Source organism: Amycolatopsis sp. NPDC051045, from assembly GCF_040682955.1.
In the GTDB taxonomy this organism is placed as follows: domain Bacteria; phylum Actinomycetota; class Actinomycetes; order Mycobacteriales; family Pseudonocardiaceae; genus Amycolatopsis.
Genome location: NZ_JBFBCC010000008.1, coordinates 196,327 through 212,513 on the forward strand (window position 1 = coordinate 196,327; position 16,187 = coordinate 212,513).

The 16,187-nt window shown below is 70.6% G+C and carries 15 protein-coding genes; 13 read left to right on the forward strand and 2 right to left on the reverse strand.

Features of this window, described 5'->3' with window-relative positions:
• Nucleotides 1-27 precede the first annotated feature (27 nt).
• Nucleotides 28-774 carry a DUF4157 domain-containing protein gene (locus AB0M80_RS20990; RefSeq protein WP_364567158.1) on the forward strand — a complete coding sequence of 249 codons (747 nt, stop codon included), beginning with the start codon at nt 28-30 and terminating at the stop codon, nt 772-774.
• Between the two features lie 28 nt (nt 775-802).
• Here the strand turns inward: AB0M80_RS20990 and AB0M80_RS20995 are convergent, their stop codons facing one another.
• Together AB0M80_RS20995 and AB0M80_RS21000 are read right to left on the reverse strand one after the other, a co-directional pair.
• The gene (locus AB0M80_RS20995; protein WP_364567161.1) at nt 803-1,084 is read right to left on the reverse strand and encodes a hypothetical protein; all 282 of its coding nucleotides are present in this window, start codon (nt 1,082-1,084) and stop codon (nt 803-805) included.
• Nucleotides 1,085-1,089: 5 nt separating this feature from the next.
• Nucleotides 1,090-4,560, reverse strand: coding sequence for a hypothetical protein (locus AB0M80_RS21000; RefSeq protein WP_364567164.1), 3,471 nt, complete (start codon nt 4,558-4,560; stop codon nt 1,090-1,092).
• 283 nt (nt 4,561-4,843) lie between these two features.
• Between AB0M80_RS21000 and AB0M80_RS21005 the strand changes: the two genes are divergently transcribed.
• From AB0M80_RS21005 to AB0M80_RS21060, 12 genes are read left to right on the forward strand one after another with little or no spacing between them, the layout of a single operon-like run.
• Nucleotides 4,844-6,388 (forward strand): phage tail sheath subtilisin-like domain-containing protein, encoded by a 1,545-nt coding sequence (locus AB0M80_RS21005; protein WP_364567167.1) that lies wholly within the window; start codon nt 4,844-4,846, stop codon nt 6,386-6,388.
• 15 nt (nt 6,389-6,403) lie between these two features.
• Entirely contained in the window at nt 6,404-6,847 is a 444-nt protein-coding gene (locus tag AB0M80_RS21010; RefSeq protein WP_364567170.1) for a phage tail protein, read from the forward strand.
• 4 nt (nt 6,848-6,851) lie between these two features.
• Entirely contained in the window at nt 6,852-7,304 is a 453-nt protein-coding gene (locus AB0M80_RS21015) for a hypothetical protein (RefSeq protein WP_364567173.1), read from the forward strand.
• Nucleotides 7,301-7,459, forward strand: coding sequence for a DUF6760 family protein (locus tag AB0M80_RS21020; RefSeq protein WP_003098516.1), 159 nt, complete (start codon nt 7,301-7,303; stop codon nt 7,457-7,459). The genes AB0M80_RS21015 and AB0M80_RS21020 overlap by 4 nt, the downstream gene beginning before the upstream one ends.
• A 7-nt stretch (nt 7,460-7,466) precedes the next feature.
• A complete protein-coding gene (locus tag AB0M80_RS21025) occupies nt 7,467-9,923 on the forward strand; it encodes a hypothetical protein (protein ID WP_364567176.1) in 2,457 nt (818 codons plus the stop codon).
• Nucleotides 9,924-9,934: 11 nt separating this feature from the next.
• On the forward strand, nt 9,935-10,381 hold the full coding sequence (locus AB0M80_RS21030) for a phage tail protein (RefSeq protein ID WP_364567179.1): 447 nt from the start codon (nt 9,935-9,937) through the stop codon (nt 10,379-10,381).
• 2 nt (nt 10,382-10,383) lie between these two features.
• Nucleotides 10,384-11,151, forward strand: coding sequence for a LysM peptidoglycan-binding domain-containing protein (locus AB0M80_RS21035; protein ID WP_364567182.1), 768 nt, complete (start codon nt 10,384-10,386; stop codon nt 11,149-11,151).
• Nucleotides 11,144-12,967, forward strand: coding sequence for a VgrG-related protein (locus AB0M80_RS21040; protein ID WP_364567185.1), 1,824 nt, complete (start codon nt 11,144-11,146; stop codon nt 12,965-12,967). The genes AB0M80_RS21035 and AB0M80_RS21040 overlap by 8 nt, the downstream gene beginning before the upstream one ends.
• Before the next feature lie 12 nt (nt 12,968-12,979).
• Complete coding sequence (locus AB0M80_RS21045) at nt 12,980-13,261, forward strand: PAAR domain-containing protein (RefSeq protein ID WP_364567187.1); 282 nt, start codon at nt 12,980-12,982, stop codon at nt 13,259-13,261.
• 1 nt (nt 13,262) lies between these two features.
• Entirely contained in the window at nt 13,263-13,688 is a 426-nt protein-coding gene (locus AB0M80_RS21050; RefSeq protein WP_364567190.1) for a GPW/gp25 family protein, read from the forward strand.
• Nucleotides 13,688-15,649, forward strand: a complete 1,962-nt coding sequence (locus AB0M80_RS21055) for a putative baseplate assembly protein (protein WP_364567193.1) — start codon at nt 13,688-13,690, stop codon at nt 15,647-15,649. Before AB0M80_RS21050 ends, AB0M80_RS21055 begins: the two co-directional genes overlap by 1 nt.
• Nucleotides 15,646-16,185, forward strand: a complete 540-nt coding sequence (locus AB0M80_RS21060; protein WP_364567196.1) for a phage tail protein — start codon at nt 15,646-15,648, stop codon at nt 16,183-16,185. Before AB0M80_RS21055 ends, AB0M80_RS21060 begins: the two co-directional genes overlap by 4 nt.
• Nucleotides 16,186-16,187: the final 2 nt, after the last annotated feature.

Below are 16,187 nucleotides of genomic sequence, written 5' to 3' on the forward strand. Positions count from 1 at the left end.
GCTTTACGGGCGGTGGAGGGAGCGAACATGCGCGGGCACAGTCACGACAACGACCTCGAACCGACCCTGCGACCACGCGGCGACCGGCTCGAGCGGGACGACCACGACCTGCTGGGCCGCGCCGCGGCGGCCGGCCGCACCGACGTCCTCGGCCCGGCGGGCCTGCTGGGCCTGCAGCGCGCGGTGGGCAACGCGGGAACATCTTCGCTGGTCGAGGAGGAGCGCTCCCCGGTCCACGACGTCGTCGGTTCGGGTGGGGGAGCGCCGTTGGAGGCCTCGACGCGCGCGGACATGGAGACCCGCTTCGGCGCGGATTTCTCCGACGTCCGGGTCCACACGGACGGGGCGGCGCACGACTCGGCGAAGTCGGTCAACGCGCAGGCGTACACGGTGGGCTCGAACATCGTCTTCCAGCGCGACAAGTACGACCCGGCTTCCGAGGGTGGGAAGCACATGCTGGCGCATGAGCTGACCCATGTGGTCCAGCAGCGCAGTGGGCCGGTGGACGGCACGGACACCGGGGGCGGGGTGAAGGTGTCCGATCCTTCGGACCGCTTCGAGCGCGAGGCCGTGATGAACGCGGACCGGCTGATGTCGGCGCCCGCTCCGACCGCCGGCGTTCAGCGTTGTGAGGATGGCGGCCACGCGGCCTCTTCCGAGGACTCTGCGGCTGTTCAGCGCGAGGAAGCTCCCGAGGCTGAAGAAGGCGAAGAGGAGAAGATGGCACAGACCTACGTGCAGCGTGAGGAAGAGGCTGAAGAAGAGGCTTCCTGAGCCCGCGGCGATTGCGGGGCAGGACCGGTCACGGACGACGGTCGGCGAGCACCTGGGTGAACTCTTCGAGGACCCTGGTCAGCCATGCCGCATAGCTTTTGTCTCCGGTCTCGTCGAGGTCGATGCCGAAATCCGCCAGGACCTCGGTCAGCTTTCCGGGGTCCGCCTCGGCGAGCACGGCCTTCAAGTCCACGAGGTAGCGATCGGCCTTTTCCGGCGCGTACCGTGCGGTGACCGCCCATTGGGAAAGGGCGACTTCTTCGTGTCCCCGCTCCCAGTACTCGGTGAGCCACCGCGCCAACACACCCATGGTCCTCATCCTGTTTTCGCGAGCCCCAGCACCTTGTCGACCTGCTCGACCGCTTCGGTCACTTCACGGGCACTCTTCCCCGCGTCGGCCTTCTCCGACGGCCGCATCTCCTCGACGCTCTTCGGATCCATTCTGTCGAGTCCCAGCGCCGAAACCTTGACGCCCGCCATGCGCAGGATACCGATCGCGGCCTTGGCGTTCTGAAGATCGCCGTCGACTTTACCGCCCCGCATCTCGTGCCACCCGTTGGCGCGCCTGCGGGGATCGGAGGTGAGCACGCTGCTGCCCCAGTGGCGGCCGCCATCCTTGGTCTTGACGAGCTTGCCGGCACTGAGGAACTTGCCGATGACGTCGGCGTGGGTGAGCGCCGTCGTCGCCGGGATCCGCTGCGGCTTGGTGCTCTTGTACATCCGGGAGAAGAAGATCTTCGCCTCGACCTTGCATTCGGCGTCCCGAAGCTCCTTGATGAACCCCGCGATGTAGGCGGCGCAATTCGGGCAGCTGCTGCGGTTGACGTCGATTTCCATCTTGATTTCGAGACCACGGGGGCGCTTGAGGGCATCCACCCAGATCTGCTTGAACATCGCGACGACGATCTCCTCGGCGTGCGCGCCGGTCTTGACACCGGCGGCTTTCTGGGTGCCGCGTTCGGCGCCGCTGGTCGCTGGTCCGACCACGTGTCCACGACCGCCGTAGAGGAAGCTGCCCCGCGCGACGGTCTGGCCGTAGTCAGCCTCGGGCGGAGGCTTCGCGGCCGCCTGGTCGGCGGTGAGCATCCGGTCGTCGGTGGGGCCGCCGGGGTAGACCTCCGAGATCGGCGGTGGCCGGAAGACGACCGGCCCCTGCTCGTCGGTCGGGTTGACCTTGCTCTGCACCTTGAACTGGTGGTCGCCGTCCGGGACCAGCTTGAGCTCCTGGAGCCCCTTCGGCCGCCACACGTTGAGCACCGAGCCGAGGACACCCTTCGCCGCGGAAGGAGCGACGTTGCCCGCAGTGAGACGGCTGTGCGCATCCTGCGCCGCCGCCCGCGCGACTCCGGCCTTGTCACTCGGGTCGACGTCCTTGGCCTTGTCCTTCTTGCCGCCCTTGAGCTTCGACCAGATCTTCTTCCCCGCCTTGACGATCGTCCCCACAACCGAGTCGATCACCTTGCCCACCGGTGCCTGGACCTTCTCCAAAACCGACTTGATCTTCTCCGAGATCCCACCCAGCCCCAGCAAGCTCGCCAAGAAGCCCAACACCATCGGCAACGCCTTTGCCAGCGTCCGCTCGATCAACCCGGCCACCGCCCCGGCCCCACCACGGGCAATGGACTCCACCGAATCCAAAACCGAGTCCACGAACTCCTTGATCTGCGCTGCTTTGTCCACGAAGAACATCACGATGTCGTAGATCGCCTTGCAGGCCTTGATGAACGCCGCCGCCGGGTTGAGCATCGAAATGATCCAGGTGATGCCCGCCTTGACGATCTTCTCGATCACGAATTCCTTGATCCGGCCGAGCACCATCTCCTTCAGATCACCCAATTTCGAGACCACCCAGCGCCAGAGTCCCGGCACGCCCTCGGTGATCAGGACCTTGACCACGTCAAGGGTCTGCTCCAGCTTGGCCAGCACCGGCTCAGGGATGAACCGCAGGATCCGCGCGCGCACGCTCGCCCAGGTCAGGCCCAGCAGCGACATGACCATCTTCAAGATGCCCTTCGCATCCAGCGACTCCGGGATCTCGATGCCCGCGCTGGCCAGGTTGCCCAGCAGCCACCCCTTCAGGCCGTTCTTGAGGTGCTCGACGATGTTGGCGCCGAAGTTCATCACGCCGGTCTTGACGGCGTTGACCAGGTTGCCGAGGAACTCGATCGGCTTAGCGATGATCAACCCGACCGCGTTCGCGGCCCGCGAAAGCACGCCGAGCAGCATGTCCTTCAGCTTCAGGATCGTCTCGATCGCGCCGCCGACGGCTTCCTTCGCCTTGCTCCACAGGCCCTTGTTCTCCGCCTGCAGGGCCTTGATCTCCTCGTCGACGGCGTTGCGGGCCTCGCTGTACTTCTGGGCCAGGTCCTCGACCAGCGCATCCTGCTTCTCGTCGACGGACTTCTCGAGGTCGTCGAACTGGCTGCCGAACTCCTTCGCCGCCTCGCCCGCGATCTTGCGCAGGGCCGGCGACTGCGAATCGACCTTCTGCTTGACCCGGGCGCGGCCGTCGGTGATCAGCTGCTTCGCCTCACCCAGCTTCTGGCCGACGAAATCCGCGATGTCGCCGATGACGCCCTGCATCTTCGCCTCGTAGACCTTCTTGGCCTCGAGGAAGAGGTTGTTCGCTTCGGCGGGCAAGTCGGCGAAGAGGTCGTACGCCCAGCGCGCCGCGCCGGTGATCCCGTCGTAGCGCTCGTCCTTGTAGCGCTTCATCCGGGCCTGGTGATCGGCGGTGAACGCCGCCTTCGCCGCAGCCTCGCCGGCCTCGAACTTCTTGGCCACCTGGTCGTCGAGCGCGCCCAGCACGCCCTCGACCTTCGTCTTGGTTTCGTCGAAGATCGCCTTGATCTCGCCGGTGATCCGCGCGCGGTCCTGCTCGTCCTTGGTCTTCGTGGCCGACTTCGCCGCCTGGCCCTTCCGACCCGAGGACGAACGCGCCCCCGTCATGCCCGCCATCGCGGCCTGCCCGGACGCCTGCGCCGCGCCGGTGACGGCGGCCAGCTGCCCCGCTTCGGACTCGCGGACCGCAGCCGGTGCCGAAGCCGTGTGCTGCTCGCCTTCCTGCTTCGCGGCCAGCGCGCCGGTGAACTCCGGCTCGTTGGACCCGGCCAGCTGCTGGTCGGTGACGCCGGCCGCGGCCATCGCCCCCTGGGTCTCGCACTGGTCGGCGCGCAGATCGGTCTGCTCGGGCGGCGCCTTGTCCGGCGTGGCCTTGCGCGCGTCCGGCGGAGCCAGTGCGGGCGGGGCCGGGGCTTCCGGCAGCGGCGTGACCGGCTTCTCCACCGCCCGGCTGGGGTCCGGTGGCTCCTTCGTCCGGTCGGTGACGTCCTTGGCCGAGGCGTCCTTGCCGCTGGTGACCTTGCCCAGCACCTCGGTCTTGACCTGGTCGGCTTTTCCCGAGCCGGCGAACTTGTCGGCCTCGTCGAGGTTCTTCGGAGCCTGCTTGGCGATCGCGGCGTTCACCGCGGCGATGAAGGCCGCCTTGTCGAAGCCCGCCGGTTTCGCCGCCGCCATCTTGTCCGCCTGGGCGGCCTTGGCCTGGGCGTCCTTGTCGTCGGCGGGCGCCACCGCGGCGTCCTGGGCCTTCTTGACCTCCGCACCGGCGGGTGGATGCGCCTTCGCCGACCTCGCCTGCGCGCCGACGTCCTGCTTCAGCGACCGGAACTTCGGGTCGGTCGCCGGAGTCACGCCGGGCGGCGCGACCGGGGGAGCGGGACAGCCCTGCCGCTGCAGCGCGACCAGTCCCGACACCGCCGCATTGCCCGCCGAGGCCTGCAGGCCCAACAGCGCAGGCGGAGCCGGCCGGCGCGCGGGTCGCGCCGGCCGCGCGGGTTGCGCGGACGGTTCCCGTGGCGCTTTGTCCCGCCCCGTTGGCATGGCTTCACTTTGGGCCGCGCCGGGCCGGTTGCCAACGACCGGACGGGCGGGCACGACTGCCCGAACGGGCAGTTGCCTTTAAGGGCAGAGATCGGTTCCCGCGGGCCTAGCCGCACGGCCGTTCCGCGCAGAACCCGCCGGCAGCAGCATCGCCGGGGACAAGACTTGTGCGTCGACAAGGGAGGCACGCATGCCCACCTATCTCACGCCGGGGGTGTACGTCGAGGAGATCGAGGCGGGCGCACGGCCGATCGAGGGCGTGGGTACCGCCGTCGCCGCCTTCGTCGGCTTCGCCGCGGACGGTCCCTTCAACACCCCGACGCTGGTGTCGAACTGGGGCCAGTTCACCCAGACCTTCGGCGACTTCCTCGAGGACTGCTACCTGGCCCAGTCGGTCTACGGCTTCTTCCTCAACGGCGGCAGCAACTGCTACATCGTCCGCATCGGCGGGTCGCGCGCCCAGGACAACGGCGCCGCGCCGAAGCAGATCACCGCCCGCCAGGCCGTGCTCGGCGGCTACCGCTTCGTCGCGAAAGAGCTGCCGGAGGGCAAGCAGGCCGGGGAGATCACCATCGAGGTGGCCGAACCGAGCGGCGACAACCCCGCCGAAGACCGGTTCACCCTGCTCGTCAAGCAGGACGGCAAGGTCGTCGAGACGCACAACGTGACCACCAAGCGCACCAAGGAGAACGTCGTCACGGCGGTGCGGGAGAAGTCCAGCTTCATCACCATCGAAGAGCTCGCCACCGGCGGCGCGGTCACCAAGCCGGACAAGGGCGCCGCCGTGCTCACCGAGCCGCCGCAGGCACCGCCGGTCCCGCGCCGGGTCGCGGCCGACGACTACGTCGGCGACGTCGCCGACCGCACCGGGTTCGGCGGCCTGGAGGCGATCGACGAGATCACCATGGTCGCGGCGCCGGACCTGATGGCCGCCTACCAGCGCGACCTCGTCGACCTCGACACGGTCAAGGCCGTGCAACTCGCGATGATCGCGCACTGCGAGCTGATGGGCGACCGGATGGCGATCATCGACCCGCCACCGGCGCTCAACCCACAGGAAGTCCGCAGCTGGCGGATGGACGCGGCCGGGTACGACTCGAAGTACGCCGCGCTCTACTACCCCTGGGTCCAGGTGCTCGACCCCGCCACGGGAACCAACGTGTACCTCCCGCCCAGCGGCTACATGGCCGGCGTGTGGGCCCGCACCGACGCCACCCGCGGCGTCCACAAGGCGCCGGCCAACGAGGTCGTCCGCGGCGCGCTCGCGCTCGAGACGCACCTGACCAAGGCGGAGCAGGAGCTGCTCAACCCCATCGGCGTCAACTGCGTCCGGTCGTTCTCCGGGAAGGGCATCCGGGTCTGGGGTGCGCGGACGCTCTCGAGCGACCCGGCGTGGCGCTACCTGAACGTCCGGCGGCTGTTCAACTACCTCGAGGAGTCGATCCTCGGCGGCACGCAGTGGGTCGTGTTCGAGCCGAACGACGACGCGCTGTGGGCGCGGATCCGGCGCACGATCAGCGCGTTCCTGGTGATGGAGTGGCGCAAGGGCGCGTTGTTCGGACTCACCCCCGACGAGGCCTTCTTCGTCAAGTGCGACCGGGAGACCAACCCGGCCGAAGGGATCGACCTCGGTCAGGTCATCTGCGAAGTCGGCATCGCCCCGGTGAAACCGGCGGAGTTCGTGATCTTCCGGCTGGCCCAAATGTCCGGCGGCACCAGCCTCGTCAACGAGTGATGAAAGGGCTTCGCAATGGCACTTCCCGATCTTGACAAGGCGGTAGGCCACTCCTTCGGGCTCGAGATCGACGGCGTCCAGATCAAGCAGATCTCCGAGGTCTCCGGCCTCAAGATGGAGCAGGACGTCATCGAGCTCAAGCAGAACACCGCCGACGGCAAGTACGTCATCAAAAAGCTGCCCGGCCGGCCCAAAGCGGGCGAGGTCACGCTGACCCGCGGCCTGACCGAGGACAACAGCTTCGAGAAATGGGTCAAGGACGCGCACTTCGGCAAGATGGCGACGGCGCGCAAGGGTGGCGCCATCATCGTCTTCGACTACGAGGGCACCGCGCTCAAGCGCTACAAGCTCACCAACGCCTGGCCGAAGAGCCTGGAGATCGGTTCGCTCAAGGCCGGCGACACGAGCGTGCTCACCGAGAAGCTCGTGATCACCTACGAGCAGATGGAAGTCGAGTGAACCGATGCGCAGGGTGATGGCGTCGGCGCCGGTCGAGGAGACCCCCGCCTCCGTGGTGGCGGGAGAGCCGCGGGCGGAACGGCCGAAGCTGCGGACGGAGTTCGCGTTCGAGCTCCCGCGCGGGTACGTCGACGACGAGGGCCAGGTGCACCACTCCGGGGTGATGCGCCTGGCCACCGCGCGGGACGAGCTGATCCCGCTGCGGGACGACCGGGTGCGCGAGAACTCGGCGTTCCTCACGGTGGTGCTGCTGGCCCGGGTGATCACCCGGATCGGCGACATCACCGACGTGCACGCCGGCGTCATCGAGAACCTGTTCGCCTCCGACCTGGCGTTCCTGCAGGACATGTACCGCCGGGTCAACAGCGAGGGCCACACGAGGGCGGGCGTCTCCTGCCCCGAGTGCGGCCACGGCTTCGTCGTCGACGTCGCCGGTGGCCGCCTGGGGGAATCGTGACGTACGCGGCCGACCGGCTGCACGAGGAAGTCGCGTACGTCGCCTACCACCTGCACTGGTCCCTCGACGACATCCTCGACCTCGAACACCCCGACCGGTTGACCTACGTCGCCGAGATCGCCCGGATCAACACCCGGATGAGCCAGGGACGGTGACGCTGGAATGTGGTGGAGCAGGAAGGAGACGGGCCCGCCGCCCGCGCCGGCACCGGCCGCGCTGCCGGTGACGCGCGCGGAGTGGCGGAGCGTGCCGCCGATCCAGCGTGTCGTCGCCGAGCACCCGCTGGTCAACCCGGTGCAGCGGTTCGGCTCTTCGCTGACGTCCTGGCAGAGCCCGGGCTACCTCGAGCCGCTCGGCCACCGGGTCGGGCCCGAGGAACCCGCCGGCGTCATCGGCGACCTCGCCGAGCCCCGGACCGTCGAGACGCCCGCGCCGGCGATGCCCGTGGTGCAGCGGGCGACCCGCAACCGAAGCGGGCTGTCACGGCTGTGGGCAGCCCCGGTGCAGCGCGAGATCTCGCCGGAGATCGCTGTTCCGGAGGCACCGGTTCCGGCCGCGGAGCCGGCGGGCCCGCCGCTGGTGCTGCCGGTCGTCGAGTCGCCCGAGGTCGTGCGGCCGCTGACGTTCGCCGATGCCGCGGGCGTCCCGCCGGTGCGGACCGTCCAGGCGATCGCGGAACCGTCCTCTGTGGATGCTGCGGCCGAGGTCGCCGCGCCCGATCCGGTGGTGCCGGAACCGGCGCGGCCCGTGCTGCCGGTCGTCCAGCGGACCGAGCAGGCGGCACCACGACGGCTGGGACTCGGAGCGCCGCTCCTGCCGGACTCCGGGACGGTTCCGCCGCCGGCCGCGGCGTTGAAAACCGGGCACATCGAGACCCCGGTGCTCCCGGCCGAGGGGGCTGCCGAACCGCCACTCCCGGTGTCGCGCCTCGCGGACGGCGTGCCGGCGCCATCCGCGCCGCTGTCGAGCCCTTCGGTGGAACGTCTTGGCGACACAGCGGCGCCACCCCGGCCGCCGGTCCCCGGGTTGCCGGTTTCGCGGACTCTCGATGCTCCGCCGGGCCGGTCGTCGCCGGTCAACACCTTCCGCCCGCTCGACACCCCGGAGATCCGGTCCGGGACCACGGAGCCGCCCGGGACACCGGGCGGCTCGACGAGCGTTTCCCCGCCACCGGCACCCTCCTTGCCGGTGGCACGAGCCGTCGAGACGCCGGCACCTCCGCTGGCACCGGCCATCGGGGACTCGACGGCTCCGGTCGTGCGGGCGGTCGCGGACTCGCCTGCCTCGGTGGCGGGATCGGGAGAGGGTGCTCTTCTCCCGGTGGCACGGGCGATCGAGACTCCGGCCGGTCCGGGGACGCGAGCAGCAGCGCAGGCAACACCGCTTCCGGCGACGCGACCGATCGAGACTCCGGCAGCCGTGCAAGCGCCGCCACTTCCGGTGCTACGGGCGGTCGAAAATCCGGCACTCCCGGTGACCCCGGCGGCCGCGGAACGACCGCTTCCGGTGACTCAGGGGGCCGACGCTCCGGCACTTCCGGTGACGGCAGCGTCGGAGCCGCTGCTTCCGGTGCTACGAGCGGTCGAGACACCGGCGCTACTGGTGGCCCGGGTGATCGAGGACACACCGCCTCCGGTAGCGGGAGCAGCCCAGGAACCGCCCCTTCCGGTGATCCGGGCGGCCGATACCCCGGCTCTCCCCGTGACGGGAGTGGCGCAGGAGCCACGGCTCCCGGTGCTGCGGGCGGCCGAGACCCCGGCTCTCCCGATGGCTCGGGCGACCGAACTCCCCACGCTCGCCGTGACGCGATCGGCCGAGGCTGCGGCGCTTCCGGTATTCCGAGCGTTGGACAAGCCACCGCTCCCGGTGACACGGACCATCGACTCGGCGGCTCCGGTCGTGCGGGCGGGCGAAGGTTCGCTGCTGCCGGTCGCCCGGGCGGTCGAGGATTCGCCTGCCCCGGCGGCAGGAGCGGCGGCGCAGGGTGCTCCACTCCCGGTCGCACGAGCGATCGAAGGCTTGACCGGCCCGGCGACGCCACCCCTTCCGGTGACGCGGGCGATCGAAACCTCAGCACTCCCCGTGGCACGAGCCGTGGAAGGCTTGAGACCCTCACCGCTGTCGGCAGCACGAGCGACCGAAACCCCGGCACCTCCGGTGGCTCGGACCGTCGAAGGCGCAGTGGCCCCGGTCGCGCGCGCCGCCGAGATGCCGCTTCCGGTGGCGCGAACCCTCGATACCCCGGTCCCATGGCCGGAAAGCCCGGTGCGCTCCGGCGAAAACGCGCCACCGACCCTGGCGTTGTTCCGGACGGTGGAGGCGCCAGAAGCCCCGCTGCCATTGCCGGTCGCGAGGATCGCCGAACACAGCCGGCCATCCACAACGGACTTCCCCCACGGCGGCACCCCCGCGCCGAGCGTCCCCCCGATCATCCAGCGCGAGCCGGAGGCGGCGCCCGAACCCGCGCCCACGCCCGCTGCCGCTCCGCCGGCCGCCGCGGCGCCGACGGAAACCGAGGAGCTCGTCAAGAAACTGTTCGATCCGCTGCTGCGGCGGCTGAAGACCGAACTCCGTCTCGACCGTGAGCGCCGGGGCGCGCTCACCGACCGCCCGCACTGAAGGAGATGCCGATGCCGGACACCGAAGAGGCCGTCGCCGTGTGCTACGTCGTCAAGCTCGACGACAAGAACCTCGGGAACCTCGGCGCGTTCTCCAGCTGCGACGGGCTCGGCTGCGAGTTCGTGATGGAACAGCGGGAAGAGGGCGGCAACAACGGCATGGTCTGGCAGCTGCCGACCCGGATCAAGTACTCGAACATCAAGCTCTCCCGCCCGGTCACCGCGGCCAGCTCGCAGATCACGAAGTGGTTCGCCAGCCTGGCCGGCGGGGTCGAGCGCAAGACCGCCACGATCGAGGCCCGCACCCTCGAAGGCACCGTGATCGCCAGCTGGGCCCTGGAAGGCGTCGTCCCGGTGCGCTGGAGCGGACCGCAGCTCTCGCCCGACTCGCCCAAGGTCGCCACCGAGACCCTCGAACTGGCCCACCACGGCTTCCTCAGCCCGGCGAAGCGGGGTTAGCCGTGTCCTCTCCCGTCACCTTCACCTCGGCCGGCTCCCAGCCACCGGCCGCCTACGGCTCCGGGGAACCGGCGCCGAACAACCTGCAGCGCGCGCTGCTGGAAGTCCGGAAGCCGCCGCAGTCCGGCGGGACCGGCCAGCCGCCCGGCGAGAAGCTGTTCGACATCAAGTTCCAGTTCAACCCCAAGGAACTCTCGCTCAGCAAGAACGCGAAGTGGGGCCGCGACGCCCAGCCCAACGCCAAGAAGAGCGCGCCGCCGCAGTTCAAGGGCTCCGACCCGGCCAAGCTCGCGCTGGAGATGTTCCTCGACGCCACCGACAAGATGGACGACGCCGTCGTCAAGAAGGTCGAGCAGCTGTTCACTTGCTGCGTGGCCACCGAGGACAGCCGCCAGCACCGCAAACCCTCGCCGCCGTGGGTGATCTTCAAGTGGGGCGGGATGACCGGCTTCCCCGCCTACGTCGCCAGCGTCACCGCCAAGTACACCCTCTTCACGCCGTCGGGCACGCCGGTGCGCGCGGTCTGCACGGTGAACCTGGAGGAGATCTCGGGGGAGCTGGGCGGCCAGAACCCGACGTCCGGGGCGCTCGCCGCGCGGGACACGCACTTGTTCGTCGCCGGGGATTCGCTGGCGTCGGTGGCGTTCCGCGCCTACGGCGATGCCGGCAAGTGGCGCGAGATCGCCGCCGCCAACGACATCGACGACCCGATGCGGCTGCGGCCCGGCACCCGGCTCTTCGTGCCCGCGCTGGAGGAGCTCAATGGCTAACGAGACCTTCACGAACACCCTCGTCGTCGAGGTCGAAGGCACTCCGCTGCCCGACGACGTCAAAGTGATGCTCAGCTACGCCTACGTCGACGACAGCCGGAACCTGCCGGACACCTTCGTGCTGCGCTTCCGCGACGCCGGGTACGTCGTGCTGGACAAGGGCAAGTTCGAGGTCGGGGCGAAGATCAAGCTGAAGGTCCAGACGTCCGACCCCGAAGGCCCGCAGGACCTGCTGTCGGGCGAGGTCACCGCGGTCGCGATCGACCTGGACTCGCACGGCACCTTCACCGAGGTCCGCGGGTACGACCACGCGCACCGGCTGTTCCGCGGCCGCCGGGTCGCGGCGTACCCGGACATGACGATCGCGGACGTCGTGCGCAAGATCGCCCAGCGCGCGAACATCCCGGCCGGGAAGATCGACAACGTCAAGGGCTTCGGCGGCCGCCCGCACACCCAGCTCAGCCAGGACAACGTCAGCGACTGGGAATTCCTGTCGCGGCTGGCCGACGTGGTGGGCGCGCAGATCGCCGTCCGCGACGGGAAGCTGAACTTCGAACTCCCGGAGAAGCCCTCCGGCGCGCCCTCGACCACCACGAAGGCGACCGCCGATCCGCTCGTCCTCGAGGCCCACGGGACGCTGGTCAGCCTGCGCGCCAGTGTCACCGCGGCCGAGCAGGTCCCCGAGGTGCGGGTCAACGGCTGGGACTACGAGAACAAGCAGGCGATCACCGCCACCGCGACCCCGAAGAACGCGGGCACGGACGTGCCGGGGGTGGACCCGGTGGCACTGGCCGGGAAGTTCGCGAGCCCGCCCTTCCTCGACGCCGCCTCACCCCGGCGCGCCCAGGGCGAGGCGGACGCGACCGCGAAGGCACTGGCCGACAGGTTCGGCAGCGCCTGTACCGAACTCGACGGCGTCGCGAAGGGCAACCCGAAGCTGCGCGCGGGCACCCCCGTCACGCTCACCGGTGTCGGCGCACCCTTCTCGGGCAAGTACACGCTGACCAGCACGCGGCACTCGTTCAACGCCGAAGTCGGCTACACCACCGAGTTCACCGTGTCCGGGCGCCAGGAACGCTCGCTCTACGGCCTGGTCGCCGGCGGGGCGAAGCACTCGTCGTGGCCGGGTGTCGTGCCCGCGCAGGTGACCGACCTCAAGGACCCGGCCAAGCTCGGTCGCGTCAAGCTCACGTTTCCCTGGCTGGACAAGGACTTCTCCAGCACCTGGGCGCGCACCGTCCAGGCCGGCGCGGGCAAGGACCGGGGCGCGATGGTGCTGCCCGAGGTGGGCGACGAGGTTCTGGTGGGCTTCGAACACGGCGACTTCGAAGCGCCCTACGTGCTCGGCGGGCTGTACAACGCCAAGGACGCGGTGCCGTCGAAGTTCACCAAGGCGATCGTCGACGGCAACAGCGGCGAAGCCGCCCTCCGCGGATTCGTCTCGCGGAAGGGGCACAAGCTGGAGTTCGCCGAGGACGACGGGATCATCCTGTCCTCCGGGGACGCGAAGTTCGTGGTCAAGATCGACCAGAAGAACCAGGTCATCGAGGTGACCAGCGGCAAGAGCGTCACGGTCAAGGCGCGCAACGGCGTGAGCATCGACGCCGGGAGCGGGCCACTGGAGCTCAAGGGCCAGAAGGTGTCGGTGAAGTCCCAGACCGACGCCACCATCGAGGCGGCCACCCAGCTGAAGCTGAACGGCACCTCGGGCGTGAAGGTCGAGGGCGCCAGCGTTTCGGTCGCCGGCCAGGGCCAGACGGAGCTGACCGCGAGCGGTGTCGTCACCGTGCGCGGCAGCGTGGTCAAGATCAACTGACGGGGAGTGTCCATGCCACCAGCCGCGAGGGTCGGCGACCCGACCGGGCACCCGGGCGTCATCGCCGGGCCGGGTGTGCCGACCGTGCTGATCGGCGGGATGCCCGCCGCGAACGTCGGCACCCTGCACACGTGCTCGTTCCCGCCGCCCGCGGTGCACCCGCCGACGCCGATCGCGCCGCCGGGTTGCCCGACGGTGCTGATCGGCGGCCTGCCGGCGGCCCGGATGGGCGACCTGGCCACCTGCGGCGCGCCGATCGTCATGGGCTGCCCGACCGTCTTGATCGGAGGCTGACGTGACTGCGACCGGGAAAGACTTCCTCGGCCGGGGACTGGCGTTCCCGCTGCACACCGACGCGACCGGCTCGATCGCGCTGGTCGGCGGCGAGCGCGAGGTCGTCGAGAGCATCCGGCTGATCCTGGCGACCTCGCCGGGCGAGCGTCCGATGCGCCCCGAATTCGGCTGCGCGGTGCACGACCTCGTGTTCGCGCCCGCCGACGCGGCGACCGCCGGGCAGATCGCCTACGAGGTCCGGACCGCGCTGGAACGCTGGGAACCGCGGATCACCCTCGACGACGTCGTCGTCGGCTTCGCCGAGGCCGACCGGGGGACCCTGCTGATCGACATCCGCTACCGCCTGCGCGGCACCAACGACCCGCGCAACCTGGTCTTCCCCTTCTACGTGATCCCGCCGCACGAGTCCGTCGAGGACGGTGCGTGATGACGCTGCCCATGCCGAACCTCGACGACCGGGGGTTCCAGGACCTGGTCGACGAAGCCAAGATCTACGTCCAGCGCAACTGCCCGGAGTGGACCGACCACAACGTCTCCGACCCCGGCGTCACGCTGATCGAGACGTTCGCGCAGATGGTCGACCAGCTGCTCTACCGGCTCAACCGGGTGCCGGGCCTGCACTACCTGCGCTTCCTCGACCTGATCGGGGTCCGCCTGTTCCCGCCCGCCGCGGCGCGGACCGACGTGACGTTCTGGCTTTCGGCCGCCCGGGACGTCCCGGTGGTCGTCGCGGCCGGCAAGCAGGTCGCGAGCGTGCGCAACGAGGTCGAGGACCCCGTCGTGTTCACCGTGGAGCGCACGCTGACCATCGTGCCGTGCTCGCTCGAGCACCTGGCGACCACCACGTCCGACACCGGCTTGCCACCGGTCGACCGCACCGACGAACTGCTCGTCGGCGGCGGTCCCGCGGCGTTCGCCGAGACCCCGGCCCCCGGCGATGCGGTCTGCTTCGGGCTGTCGGACGCCGTCCCCGGTTGCGCGGTGCTGCTGCGGATGAACTGCGAGGTCGAGGGCCAGGGCGTCGACCCGCGCGACCCGCCGTGGCTGTGGGAGGCCTGGGACGGCACCGGCTGGGTGGCGTGCGAGGTCGACCGGGACAGCACCGGCGCGTTCAACCGGGCGGGGGACATCGTCGTGCACGTCCCGCACGGGCACACGATGTCGGTGCTCGCGCGCCGCCGGGCCGGCTGGCTGCGGTGCCGCCTGGTCGAGGCCAAGCAGAACCAGCCGTTCTACCAGCGCTCGCCGCGGCTGCACGCGGTCGAGGCCTCGACCATCGGCGGCACGGCCGGCGCCGTGCACGCCGAGATCGTCCGCAACGAGATCGTCGGGACCTCGGACGGCACGCCGGGCCAGCGGTTCCCGCTCGGCCGTGTCCCGGTGGTCGCCGGGGACGGTGAACTGGTCGTCGAGGTCTCGGGTCCGGACGGCTGGCAGCAGTGGACGGAAGTGCGGTCGTTCGCCGACTCCGGCCCGGACGACCGGCACGTCCTGCTCGACCGGGTCGGCGGGCAGGTCGCGTTCGGTCCCGCGGTGCGCCAGCCCGAGGGTGGTCTCCGGTACTACGGGGCGTTCCCGGCCAAGTCCGCCGCGATCCGCGTGCCCGAATACCGGTCCGGGGGCGGCCGGCGTGGCAACGTCGCCCGCGAGGTCCTCGAGGTGCAGCGGGACCCGATCCCGTTCGTGAGCAGCGTGGTGAACCGCCGTCCCGCGATCGGCGGGGTGGACGGCGAGTCGGTGGGGGACGCGGCGGTCCGTGGTCCGCTGCTGCTGCGCACCCGCGACCGCGCGGTCACGGCCGAGGACTACGAGCAGCTCGCGCGCGAAGCGGCACCCGAAGCGGCCCGCGTGCGGTGCATCCCGGCGCACGGCGCCGACGGCCGCGAGACCGGCGCGATCCGGGTGCTCGTCGTGCCCGCGGTGCCCGACACCGGCGAGCTCGCCTTCGCGACCCTGACGCTCGATCCCGGCATGCGCGCCCGGATCGAGCGCTACCTCGACGAACGACGTTGCGTGGGCGCGCTCGTGTCCGTGGAACCGCCGTTCTACCAAGGCGTCACGGTGGTCGCGCGGCTGCGTGCCCGGCGCCGGACGACGGCGGGCACGCTCGGCGCCCGGGCGACCCAGGCCCTGTACGACTACTTCAACCCGATCAGCGGCGGCCCGGACGGCGACGGCTGGCCGTTCGGGCGGCCGGTGCAGTCGGGCGAGGTCTTCGCGGTGCTGCAACGGCTTCCCGGCGTCGAGCTGGTCGAGGACGTCCGCCTGTTCGCCGCGAATCCGATCACGCGCGAACGCGGCGACCAGGTCGACCGGCTCGACCTGCCGCCGAACGCGCTCGCGTTCTCGTTCGGGCACCAGATCCGGGTCCGGGAGGCGGGCGCATGAGGAGCGGGATCCCCGGGCTGCCGAGCCCGCACCCGATCGGCGAGCAACTGCCCGCGGTCTACGCCGAGGACCGGTTCGTGCAGGGCTTCACCGGCGCGCTCGACCAGGTCCTCGCCCCGGTGCTGTCCACCTTGGACAACTTCTCGGGGTACCTCGACCCGGGGGTGGCGCCGGAGGACTTCGTCGGCTGGCTGGCGCACTGGGTCGCGCTGCGCGTCGACGAGAGCTGGAGCCCGGACCGGCTGCGGCAGCTGGTGACGCGCTCGGTCGAGCTGCACCGGTGGCGCGGGACGCAGCGCGGCCTCGCCGAGCACGTGCGGCTGCTGACCGGCGGGGCGGTCGAGGTGACCGACAGCGGCGGTGTCGTCGCCGCGCCGCGGCCCGGCGCGCCGCTGCCGGACCCGGGACCGCCCTGGGTGCAGGTGCGCGTGCGGGTGGCCGACCCGGCCCGGGTGGATCAACGGCGGCTGACGGCGACGGTGGTGGACGCGGTGCCCGCGCACGTGCGGGTCACGGTGGAAGTGCTGGAGGGGTAGCG

Excerpts from the sequence above, each read along its gene's own strand:
- AB0M80_RS20990 (WP_364567158.1), top strand. The coding sequence starts at position 28 with ATGCGCGGGCACAGTCACGACAACGACCTCGAACCGACCCTGCGACCA.
- AB0M80_RS20995 (WP_364567161.1), bottom strand. The coding sequence starts at position 1,084 with ATGGGTGTGTTGGCGCGGTGGCTCACCGAGTACTGGGAGCGGGGACAC.
- AB0M80_RS21005 (WP_364567167.1), top strand. The coding sequence starts at position 4,844 with ATGCCCACCTATCTCACGCCGGGGGTGTACGTCGAGGAGATCGAGGCG.
- AB0M80_RS21010 (WP_364567170.1), top strand. The coding sequence starts at position 6,404 with ATGGCACTTCCCGATCTTGACAAGGCGGTAGGCCACTCCTTCGGGCTC.
- AB0M80_RS21015 (WP_364567173.1), top strand. The coding sequence starts at position 6,852 with ATGCGCAGGGTGATGGCGTCGGCGCCGGTCGAGGAGACCCCCGCCTCC.
- AB0M80_RS21025 (WP_364567176.1), top strand. The coding sequence starts at position 7,467 with ATGTGGTGGAGCAGGAAGGAGACGGGCCCGCCGCCCGCGCCGGCACCG.
- AB0M80_RS21030 (WP_364567179.1), top strand. The coding sequence starts at position 9,935 with ATGCCGGACACCGAAGAGGCCGTCGCCGTGTGCTACGTCGTCAAGCTC.
- AB0M80_RS21040 (WP_364567185.1), top strand. The coding sequence starts at position 11,144 with ATGGCTAACGAGACCTTCACGAACACCCTCGTCGTCGAGGTCGAAGGC.
- AB0M80_RS21045 (WP_364567187.1), top strand. The coding sequence starts at position 12,980 with ATGCCACCAGCCGCGAGGGTCGGCGACCCGACCGGGCACCCGGGCGTC.
- AB0M80_RS21055 (WP_364567193.1), top strand. The coding sequence starts at position 13,688 with ATGACGCTGCCCATGCCGAACCTCGACGACCGGGGGTTCCAGGACCTG.
- AB0M80_RS21060 (WP_364567196.1), top strand. The coding sequence starts at position 15,646 with ATGAGGAGCGGGATCCCCGGGCTGCCGAGCCCGCACCCGATCGGCGAG.